Origin of the sequence: Myxococcus sp. CA039A, from assembly GCF_013336645.1 — a bacterium.
In the GTDB taxonomy this organism is placed as follows: Bacteria; Myxococcota; Myxococcia; order Myxococcales; family Myxococcaceae; genus Myxococcus; species Myxococcus llanfairpwllgwyngyllgogerychwyrndrobwllllantysiliogogogochensis.
The window spans coordinates 18212-27584 of the sequence record NZ_JABUMQ010000133.1 but is presented as its reverse complement, the minus strand read 5'-3'; the positions used below and the strand labels follow the sequence as shown (position 1 = coordinate 27584).

At 68.8% G+C, this 9373-nt stretch carries 10 protein-coding genes; 6 read left to right on the top strand and 4 right to left on the bottom strand.

Translation table 11 applies throughout. From position 1 onward, the window contains the following. Positions 1 to 1389, top strand: a 1389-nt coding sequence (locus HR086_RS22500; protein ID WP_174466613.1) for a M3 family metallopeptidase, incomplete at its 5' end; no start/stop codon positions are given. Positions 1390 to 1500: 111 nt separating this feature from the next. Here HR086_RS22500 and HR086_RS22495 read toward each other — a convergent pair. Then, entirely contained in the window at positions 1501 to 1779 is a 279-nt protein-coding gene (locus HR086_RS22495; RefSeq protein WP_141642683.1) for a hypothetical protein, read from the bottom strand. Positions 1780 to 2075: 296 nt separating this feature from the next. On the opposite strand from HR086_RS22495, the gene HR086_RS22490 reads away from it, so the two are divergent. The 4 genes from HR086_RS22490 to HR086_RS22475 all read left to right on the top strand — a co-directional run bounded on the left by HR086_RS22490 (position 2076) and on the right by HR086_RS22475 (position 5379). Continuing rightward, complete coding sequence (locus HR086_RS22490; RefSeq protein WP_141642684.1) at positions 2076 to 2318, top strand: hypothetical protein; 243 nt, start codon at positions 2076 to 2078, stop codon at positions 2316 to 2318. A gap of 141 nt (positions 2319 to 2459) precedes the next feature. Further along, on the top strand, positions 2460 to 2837 hold the full coding sequence (locus tag HR086_RS22485) for a response regulator (protein ID WP_141642685.1): 378 nt from the start codon (positions 2460 to 2462) through the stop codon (positions 2835 to 2837). Between the two features lie 71 nt (positions 2838 to 2908). Next, positions 2909 to 3727, top strand: coding sequence for an ABC transporter ATP-binding protein (locus HR086_RS22480; protein WP_141642686.1), 819 nt, complete (start codon positions 2909 to 2911; stop codon positions 3725 to 3727). Further along, positions 3724 to 5379: a hypothetical protein gene (locus HR086_RS22475; protein WP_174454767.1), complete on the top strand. Its 1656-nt coding sequence runs from the start codon at positions 3724 to 3726 to the stop codon at positions 5377 to 5379. Before HR086_RS22480 ends, HR086_RS22475 begins: the two co-directional genes overlap by 4 nt. A gap of 66 nt (positions 5380 to 5445) precedes the next feature. Here the strand turns inward: HR086_RS22475 and HR086_RS22470 are convergent, their stop codons facing one another. Continuing rightward, the gene (locus HR086_RS22470; RefSeq protein WP_174466612.1) at positions 5446 to 6705 is read right to left on the bottom strand and encodes a VWA domain-containing protein; all 1260 of its coding nucleotides are present in this window, start codon (positions 6703 to 6705) and stop codon (positions 5446 to 5448) included. A gap of 278 nt (positions 6706 to 6983) precedes the next feature. Between HR086_RS22470 and HR086_RS22465 the strand changes: the two genes are divergently transcribed. After that, the gene (locus HR086_RS22465) at positions 6984 to 7688 is read left to right on the top strand and encodes a hypothetical protein (protein WP_174466611.1); all 705 of its coding nucleotides are present in this window, start codon (positions 6984 to 6986) and stop codon (positions 7686 to 7688) included. An 89-nt stretch (positions 7689 to 7777) separates the two neighbouring features. Here HR086_RS22465 and HR086_RS22460 read toward each other — a convergent pair whose 3' ends face one another. Then, a complete protein-coding gene (locus HR086_RS22460) occupies positions 7778 to 8473 on the bottom strand; it encodes a pirin family protein (RefSeq protein ID WP_174454765.1) in 696 nt (231 codons plus the stop codon). Between the two features lie 161 nt (positions 8474 to 8634). Next, complete coding sequence (locus HR086_RS22455) at positions 8635 to 9183, bottom strand: YceI family protein (RefSeq protein WP_141642690.1); 549 nt, start codon at positions 9181 to 9183, stop codon at positions 8635 to 8637. Between the last annotated feature and the right edge of the window lie 190 nt (positions 9184 to 9373).

Below are 9373 nucleotides of genomic sequence, written 5' to 3'. Positions count from 1 at the left end.
CACCCGCCCGGCCCCGATGGCCGCGTGCGCCTGGCCACGGACTCCTCGGACCTGGGGCCCTTCATGACGTATGCGCGCGACACGGCCGCGCGCGAGGCGCTGTGGCGCCTGGGACGGCGCCGGGGCCATCCGCGCAACCTGGACACGCTCGCGCGGATGCTCCAGGCGCGCCACGCGCTGGCCACGCTGCTGGGCTACCCGAGCTGGGCGGCCTACGCGGCCGAGGACAAGATGGTGCGCCGACAGCAGGTGGCGGCGGACTTCATCGAGGAGCTGGCCGCCGCCGTCGACGGCCGCATGCGCGGGGAGTACGCCACGCTGCTCGCGCGAAAGCGTGAGCAGGTGCCCGACGCCACCCGCGTGGAGCCCTGGGAGCAGGCGTGGCTGGAGGACCGGGTGCGCGCCGAGCAGTACCGCTTCGACTCGCGCGAGCTGCGGCCCTACTTCGAATACACGCGCGTGAAGCAGGGCGTGCTGGACCTCACCGCCAGCCTCTTCGGGCTCACCTACCGACGCGTGCCGGACGCCCCCGTCTGGCACCCGGACGTGGAGGTCTGGGACGTCTACGAGGGCACCGAGCGCCGGGGCCGCTTCTACCTGGACATGCACCCGCGCCCCGGCAAGTACACCCACGCCGCGCAGTGGGACCTGGCCATGGGCCGCGCGGGCAGGTCCCTGCCGGAGGGCGTGCTGACGTGCAACTTCCCCCGCCCCGGCACGCGGCCCGCGCTGCTCCAGCACTCCGAGGTGCGCACCTTCTTCCACGAGTTCGGCCACCTGCTGCACCACGTGCTGGGCGGCCGCGCCCGCTGGGCCGGGCTGTCCGGCACGCGCACCGAGGTCGACTTCGTGGAGGCCCCCGCGCAGGTGCTGGAGGAGTGGGCCTGGAGCGTGGAGTCACTCCAGCGCTTCGCCCGCCACATCGACACGGACGCGCCGCTGCCCGCCGACCTCATCTCCCGCATGCGCCGCGCGGACTCCTTCGGCAAGGGGCTCTGGGTGCGCCAGCAGCTCTTCTACGCCGCCGTCAGCCTCAATCTGCACGCCGGCAACCCCGAGGGCACCGACTCCACCGCGAGCGTCCTGGCGCTCCAGGAGCGCTACCTGCCCTTCCGCGCCGTCAACGGCACGTACGCCCACCTCGCCTTCACCCAGTTGGATGGCGACTACTCGGCGCTCTACTACGCGTACCTCTGGTCGCTCGTCATCGCGCGCGACCTGCTCACGCCCTTCGAGGAGCACGGGCTGATGGACGTGGAGACCGCCCACCGCTACCGCGACACCGTGCTGGCGCCGGGGGGCTCCAAGGACGCCGCGGACCTGGTCCGGGACTTCCTCGGCCGGGGCTACGACTTCGGGGCGTACTCGCGCTGGCTGGAGGGTCGCTGACGCAGCCCGCCGGGGGCTGTAAATTCAAAGGGCCCCGCGATGTGAATCGCGAGGCCCCTTGTGTTGTGAATCCGTCAAACCCGCACCGGCGCGCTCACGGGGAGCGCGGCATCAGTGCACGGCGGGTACGGATGCGGCCACTTCCGGCTGAAGGGTGATGGCCTGCGCGTCCGGATCCAACCGGACCTGCACGGGCACGCCCTGGTAGCGGTACTGGGCCAGGGAATCCGCCGCCCCGTCGAGGAGGAGCTGGTAGCGCTCCTCGAGCTCCACGGCGATCAGCAGCATCGTCTCGCCAGCGTCCGCCACACCCGGGCGGTACACCTGGCACCGCTGGAACCGCGCCCAGCGACCGTTCTCCATCTTCACCAGCTCGCCGTCGTAAGCCATGCGCGTCTCCTCCGCAGCAATGAGACGAGAAGCAATGTAGGGACGAATTAACTCGATGTCATCCCCCCACTTGAAAATTCGTTAAGCCCTATGAATTCCCGTGGGTTACACGACAGTTCCGGGGCTGGAGAGGGTGTCGCAGGCGAGGTCTGCTCAAAAATGTAAATTTGCCAGCCGGTCAATCCTGTCAAGGGAGCGAGGTGGCGCCGAGTCCGAGGCCGGGACAGGTCCCTGGGGGGCTGAAGGGGCCCCAAGGGCGGTGGCGCCTGACGGCGGGGTCTCCTAGATTCGGAGGGATGAAGTTGCCAGGGCTGTTCCGCAAAGAGCGAACCACCATCGCCGCCGCCGACGCCCAGGACCACGCCGAGAAGCTGCTGGCGGAGTCCTTGCGCCTGCTGGGACAGGTGTGCACGAAGGTCGCGGACGCCATCGAGTCGCAGCGGTTGTCGCGCCAGGGCTATGCGCACAACACGTATCTGCGGCGGACGGACCACGGGGCAGACGGGTCCGGAGACCTGGAGAAGAAGCCCCAGGAGTAGCCGCGAAGCGGGTTGCATCGCGAGGGTGGTTGGCTGTTGAAAAGTGGGGCGCCCCCTTCCGGAATGAACTCCCCGTTCCCATCTTGCCGCCCATAGAATCCCGCGGTCCGAGACGCCGCAGCTCCCCTCTGAGGCCCTGCCATGTCCCACATCCTGGTCGTCGATGACGACGCGAGTCACCGCACGCTCATCTGCGATGCCCTCGAGGAGATGGGTTACCGAACCGTTCAGGCCGCCAACGGCCGCGAAGCGCTGGACCATCTGGAGGGCGACATGCCCGCCGCCGTGTTGCTCGACCTGCGCATGCCGGTGATGAGCGGATGGGGACTCCTGGACGCGCTGAAGAAGATGCCGCGTGCCCGGGGGCTGCCCATCATCATCATCTCCGGCTACGGCTTCGAGTGGGAGGCGGAGCTGGTGGGCGCGGCCGGCTACATCTCCAAGCCCGTGGACCTGGACAAGGTGCGGATGACGGTGCAGCAGATTGTCGGCCCGCCGGAGATGGCCTTCGTCCACTGAGGATTCCGTGCCTGGCGCGCCGGGTGGGGATTGTCGCCGGGGGCCGGGCTCGGGTGTGATGGCGTCACTTCATGACGCCCTCCCCTTCCGATGACCTCGCCGTCGACGCGCGCGGGCTGATCAAGCGCTTTGGTGGCTTCACCGCGCTCAACGGCCTGGACCTCCAGATACCCAAGGGGGCCTTCTATGCGTACCTGGGCCCCAACGGCGCCGGGAAGTCCACCAGCATCGCGCTCCTGACAGGCGTGTACGGCCCCGACGCGGGCTCCATCCGCATGCTCGGCGTGGACGCGGTGCAAAAGCCCATGGAGGTGAAGCGCCGCGTGGGCGTGGTGCCGGAGGAGCTGAGCCTCTTCGAGCGGCTCACCGGCCGGCAGTACCTCACCTTCTGCGCGCGCATGTACGGCCTGGACGGCGACGAGGCCGGAGCGCGGGCCACGGAGCTCCTGGAGCTGACGGAGCTGACGTACAAGGCGGGCTCGCTCGTCTCCGAGTACTCCAAGGGCATGCGGCGGCGGCTCGCCATCGCCGCGGCGTTGATCCACGCACCGGAGCTGGTGTTGCTGGACGAACCCTTCGAGGGCATCGACGTGCTGGCCGCGGGCGTCATCCGCGAACTCTTGCGCGAGCTGAGCCGGCGCGGCGTCACGCTGCTGCTCACCACGCACGTGCTGGAGATCGCGGACCGGCTGGCCACCCACGCGGGCATCATCCAGGCCGGACGCATGCTGGACCAGGGACCGGTGTCCTCTTTGCTTCAGCGCTACGACTGTTCTTCGCTGGAGGCGGTGTTCGAGAAGCTCATCGCCGTGCCCTCGTCGCGCAACGCGCGGCTGTCGTTCTATGGCGAGGCCCCCGCTCCCGTCGTCCCACTGCGGGAGCCAGCATGAGCCGCCCCGCCGTTCCCGGCTTCTTCCGGCACCTGTGGTTGTTGTGGGGGCTGCGATTCAACATCGGGTTGAACCAGGGGCCGGGCAAGAGCCGCCTGCTCGCGGTGGGCTCGTTCGTCGCGTCGAGCGCGCCGGGCCTGTTCTTCGGCCTGTTCTTCTTCGCGCTGATGCGGCTCAAGCCCGTCGTGGAGAGCGACGTCTGGCCGTACTTCATCCTCAACCTGCTGTGCTTCGTCACCTTCTCCGTGTGGGTGACCTGGCCGCTGTTGTCCGCCGGCGTGGATGACCACTCGGAGCTGAGCCGGTACGCGGCGTTTCCGATTTCGCCCTTCCGCCTGCTCATCGCCTCCACGGTGGCCAGCCTCTTCGAGCCGCGCGCGCTGGTGTTCTACGCACCGCTCACGGGCGCCGCGCTGGGCTTCGCGTCCGTCTATCCCTTGTGGGCACCGTGGCTGGCGGTGGTGCTCTACGTGTTGTTCGCGTTCCTCTGCGCCGCGTGGAGCCGCGTGGCGCTGTACGCCGTCATCAACGTGCTGCGAGAGAAGCGCAGCGCGGAAATCATGGGCGGCGGCCTGCTGGCGTTCCTCATCGCCGCGTCGTTCATTCCGCCCATCGACACCTCGTGGCTGACGGCGGTGGGCGAGGACGGCGTGGACGCGCTGGACATGTCGCTCATCATCAACGCGGCGGTGGCGCTGGGGCGCGTGCCTCCGGGCTTCTTCGGAGACGGCCTGGGACAGCTCGCCTGGTTCCGCCCGCGCGTGGCGATGGCGGAGGCGTTGGGCCTGCTGTTCTTCGCGGCCGTGGGCATGGCGGTGGCGTACGCGCTGCTGATGCGCTTCCACCGGCAGTCGGGACGCGCGGGGCCGCAGATGAAGGACGCGAAGGACAGCAACCCGTTCGAGCGCACGCGCACGCGCTTCTCCACGCTGGTGACGCGCGAGGCGCTGGACTTGTGGCGCAACCCGCGCGCGCGCCTGCTCGCGTCGGTGCCCTTCATCCTGGCCATCCTCCTGAAGCTCCTGTCCGGGCGGGACTTGTTCGTCTTCCTGCTGGGTCGCTCCGCGGACGCGTGGCTGATGGGCGGCCTGTGCATCTACGGCGCGGTGGTGATTGCGTCGACGTTCTCCCAGAACACCTTCGCCTATGACGGACAGGGCTTCGCGGCGTTCCTCGCGGCGCCGTTGGACCTGGCGGACGTGCTGCGCGCGAAGAACCAGGTGCAGGCGGCGGCGGCGCTCGGCATGGCGCTGATGGTGGCCGTCTTCTACCGGGTGTACTTCGGCTTCGGGACGGCGGTGGACATCGCGTGCGCCCTGGCCGCGGTGCTGGGCGTCGTGCCCGTGCTGATGGCCGCCGGCAACTTCCTCTCGCTCTACTTCCCGGTGAAGTTCCACGCGAGCCTCAAGCGGCGCGACAAGGTGCCGCTGACGGCGTCCATGCTGGGCATCGTCGCGGCGAGCGTCGGCTGCATGCCCTTTGGCTGGGCGTTGAAGCTGGCGGGGAAGGACGGCCCTTCCTGGCAGTCCGCGGCGATGATTGCCCTGTGCGCGGGCCTCAACCTGGTCATCTACCGGGGCTCGCTGCCCCTGGCGCTGCGCCTGCTGGACCGGCGCCGCGAAGTCATCCTCCAGGCGGTGACGCGCGAATAGCGAAGAGGGCCGTGGCCGCCTGGGAAGGCGAACCACGGCCCCTGGGTGTCTCGAGCGAAGCGCGGCTCAGTACGCCACGCCGTGCTTGGCGGCCTGGGCCTTGACGCCCTTCATCACGTTGGCGTCGAAGGCGTCCTCCTTCTCCGGACGGTTCTTCGCGAGCCACGCCTCGCGCTCGGCGGCGAGCTTGGACGCCTGCGTCTCCAGGTCCTTCTTCTCGTCGGCGAGCTGCTTCACCTTCTTCGCCCGCCCCTCCACGCTCAGGCCCTTCAGCTCCGAGGGCAGTTCGTCGTCACGCACGCTCGCCAGCGCCGCGGGCGCGGAGACCAGGTCCACCGCTCCGCCCACGGCCTTGGGCGCGCTGCTCGGCGCGGGCGCACCAGGCGAGCCGCTGCCGCTCGTCTTGCGCATGTAGCTGATGCGCTCGGCCGCGGCCTCCGGAGCCAGCTCCGCCATGGCCTCGGCGCGGGCCTTGTTCGCCGTCTGCACCTCCGCCTTGCCGGTGTAGAGCGTCTTCGACGCCAGCGCCGAGTTCACCTTCGCCAGCTCCGCGTCATACGGCGTCGCCACCGCCACCATGCCGCCCGACTGGTCGATGGAGTCGAACGTGCCGTCCGTCAGCTTCGCCACGTACTTCCACGCCGTCTGCGTCTCCTCGTCCGAGCCGCAGCGCACGGTGTTCACCACGATGTGCTGCTCGCGGGCGCGCTTCGCCCAGTGCTTGAAGTCCCAGTCGTCGTTGTGCTTCGCCGGAGGCGCGTCGCCCACCAGGAAGATGGCCTTCATCACCGACCGGTCCTGGTTCCACGACAGCTTCGACACCGCCTCGCCCAGCCCCCGGCCCACGTGCTCGGGCGTGTCGCCTCCGCCGCCCGCCTCGAAGCGCCGCAGGTTCGCGAACACCGTGTCCAGGTCGTCGCTCAGGTCGAACCGCTTCGTCACGTAGTCGTCCCCCACGTCCCGGTACGCCACCAGGCCGACCTTCAGGTGCGGCGTGGGCCGGCCCTGGGCGATGCGAGACGCGATGGAATAGATTTTCGCCTTCGCGCCCTCCAGCAGGCCGCTCATCGAGCCCGTGGTGTCGAGCACGAAGACCACCTCGATTTCAGGGCGGGGCGCCTTCACCTTCGCGTCCTGGGGCGGCGCCTCCTGGGTGGGCTTCACCGCCGGGGGCTGCTCCTGGGAAGGCTTCACCGCTGGGGGCGCCTTGGGAGCCACGGCGCCAGGCCGCACGGGGACGGCGGACTCGGCCAGGGCGGGGGCAGCGGACAAGCTGGTGGCGAGCGCGGCCGACAGCACGGCCCGCGACAGGGACTTGAGGTCCATGAAGTACTCCGGGAATGGAAGGGGTCTGTTCGTCTCAGTGAACGAACCACCCCGCCCGAAGTTCTACGTCCCCGACACGAGGCCTCCGGTCCCCACACCTCGCCCCAAGGAATGTCCGGCCCCAGCGAGGGTTGGACGTCGTCACTTTCCCCACGAAGCCCCTCACGTCTTTTCCAGAGCGCACGGCCGGTGTCGCTCCGCGCACGCTGGCCTTCCAGCCGGCTTGCCCGACGGAGACGGGGGTTTCATGCTGCGATGACCCCGGGAGACCCACGACCATGATGCCCGTCATCCGCCGAAGCCTCTTCATCCTCGGCTGCCTGTTCGCCGCCTCCTGCAACAGCAACTCGCCTTACTACCGGGTCCAAATCACCGCGCCTGAAGCGGTCAGCCTCATGCCAGGTGAGTCCGCGCAGTTCGACCTGACGCTGGACCGCGTGGGAGACCAGCCCGGAGAGCTCCGGGTGAATCTGGAGTCCCAACCCGACGGCATCACCCTCACGCCCGAGGTCGTGCTCCCCGAGGGCGAGACGACCATCACCACGCCCGTCACCGTCGCCGTGGCCCAGGACATCCAGGTCACCGGCACCCAGCGGATGCTGCTGCTGGCGACGGACAGCGTGAAGGACTTCGCGTCGGGCGCCACGTTCTACGTCGTCGTCCTTCCGCCGACCGTGGCGCAGCCAGACTTCTCCATCACCCTGGAGCCCCGGCAGATCACCGTGCTCGCGGGCGCGAACGAGTTCGTCGGAGTCACGGTGAACCGGATTGCCCCGTTCGCCGGTCCGGTGACGCTCACCGTCGAGTCGCCCACCCGGAGAATCTCCGCCCAGCCCGTGGTCGTCGCCGCGGACCAGACCACCGTCAACTTCCTCATCTACACGCAGAGCAGCCTCACGCGACTCCCCGTGCCCATCACCGTCATCGCCACCAGCGAGGACGGACGCCAGGCCAAGACGGGCCTCACGCTCAACATCCGCTAGTCGGGACGACACGCCCGCCCCTCGAAACGCACGAGGGCCGGGGAGCAGGGGGCCTCTCAGCCCTCGCCACCCGGCCCCGATTCGTACGCTCAGGCCATGTCGAACAGCAGGGCCTCCACCGGCGCCTCGGCGGTGAGCACCAGCTTGTCCTCGGCCGACACCGCCACCCCGTCGCCCGCCTTCACCTTCACCCCGTTGAGGGTGCCCGAGCCCCGCGCCACCTGCAGCCACGCGTGCCGTCCCGGCGCGAGCGCGTACTCCGCCTTCTCACCCGCGCCCAGCAGCGTGCCGTGCAGCACCAGGTCCTGGTGCACCGTCAGCGAGCCCTCCCGCCCATCCGGCGACGCCACCACCCGGAAGCGGCCCTGGCGCTCCTTCACGTCGAACGCCTTCTGCTCGTAACCCGGCTTCAGGCCCTTCTCGCTCGGGACGACCCAGATCTGCAGCATGTGCAGCGGCTCCGAGAAGTTGTTCATCTCGCTGTGCACCACGCCTGTCCCCGCGCTCATCCGCTGCACCTCGCCGGGCTTGATGACCGCCTCGGTCCCCATGCTGTCGCGGTGCTCCACCTGACCGCCCAGCACGTAGGTGATGATCTCCATGTCCCGGTGCGGGTGCATCCCGAACCCGCGGTTGGGCGCCACCGTGTCCTCGTTGATGACCCTCAGCGTCCTGTACCCCATGAAGTCCGGGTCGTAGTAGTCCGCGAAGGAGAACGTGTGGTGCGTGTCCAACCAGCCGTGGTTGGCATGGCCTCTTTCCTCTGCATTTCGAACGAAGATCATCGCCTGCCTCCCTTTCCTTTCAAACTGCAACTCAGATGCATCAACCCCACCCCGCGTTGCGGGGCGCGACAGGAGCCCGCCACCCACGAGGCCCGAAGCACCGACCACCAACCCGCCCGCCACGGACCTTCGGGTGAGCGGGCGTCCCGCCGTCGGCTTCTTCACGCCGCCTTCTCCGCCGCCACCGCCACCGCCTGCACGTCCAGGGTGATATCCACACGCTCACCCACCAGCAGCCCGCCTGCCTCCAGCGCCTGGTTCCATGAGAGGCCGAAGTCCTTGCGGTCGATGCTGGTGCTCGCCTGGAAGGCCAGTCGCTCGTTGCCCCACGGGTCCTTCACCTTCCCGAGCAGCTCCGTCTCCAGCACCACTTCGCGCGTGACGTCCCGAATCGTCAGGTCACCCACCACGCGGTAGTGGCCCTTGCCCGCGTCCTGCACGCGCTTGCTGCGGAAGATGAGCTTGGGGAAGGCCGCCGCGTCGAAGAAGTCCGGCGAGCGCAGGTGGTTGTCACGCTGCTCCACGCCCGTGTCGATGCTCGACACGTCAATCTTCACCTCGGCCGAGCCCTGCGCCAGGTCATCCCCATTCACCTCCACCTTGCCCTCGAACCGCGTGAAGCGGCCGTGCACCTTCGCCACCACCATGTGGCGAACCATGAAACCCACCGTCGTGTGCGTCGTATCCAGCTGCCAGGTCTTGATGGCCATGTTCGTTTCTCCTGTGCTTACCGCGTCTGGCCACCCATAGAGCAACAGCCGGGCCACGCCCCAACCCACTGGAATTACTTGAGAACGCCTCGGGAACGCCCACTAACCATGTCAATTTGATACAATCACCCTCTCAAGAGGAGAGCATCCTCGGGAGGATGGAAACCAAGGAGCCTCCGAGGGCCCGCGT

Excerpts from the sequence above, each read along its gene's own strand:
- HR086_RS22485 (WP_141642685.1), top strand. The coding sequence starts at position 2,460 with ATGTCCCACATCCTGGTCGTCGATGACGACGCGAGTCACCGCACGCTC.
- HR086_RS22480 (WP_141642686.1), top strand. The coding sequence starts at position 2,909 with ATGACGCCCTCCCCTTCCGATGACCTCGCCGTCGACGCGCGCGGGCTG.
- HR086_RS22475 (WP_174454767.1), top strand. The coding sequence starts at position 3,724 with ATGAGCCGCCCCGCCGTTCCCGGCTTCTTCCGGCACCTGTGGTTGTTG.
- HR086_RS22465 (WP_174466611.1), top strand. The coding sequence starts at position 6,984 with ATGATGCCCGTCATCCGCCGAAGCCTCTTCATCCTCGGCTGCCTGTTC.
- HR086_RS22460 (WP_174454765.1), bottom strand. The coding sequence starts at position 8,473 with ATGATCTTCGTTCGAAATGCAGAGGAAAGAGGCCATGCCAACCACGGC.
- HR086_RS22495 (WP_141642683.1), bottom strand. The coding sequence starts at position 1,779 with ATGGCTTACGACGGCGAGCTGGTGAAGATGGAGAACGGTCGCTGGGCG.
- HR086_RS22455 (WP_141642690.1), bottom strand. The coding sequence starts at position 9,183 with ATGGCCATCAAGACCTGGCAGCTGGATACGACGCACACGACGGTGGGT.
- HR086_RS22490 (WP_141642684.1), top strand. The coding sequence starts at position 2,076 with ATGAAGTTGCCAGGGCTGTTCCGCAAAGAGCGAACCACCATCGCCGCC.
- HR086_RS22470 (WP_174466612.1), bottom strand. The coding sequence starts at position 6,705 with ATGGACCTCAAGTCCCTGTCGCGGGCCGTGCTGTCGGCCGCGCTCGCC.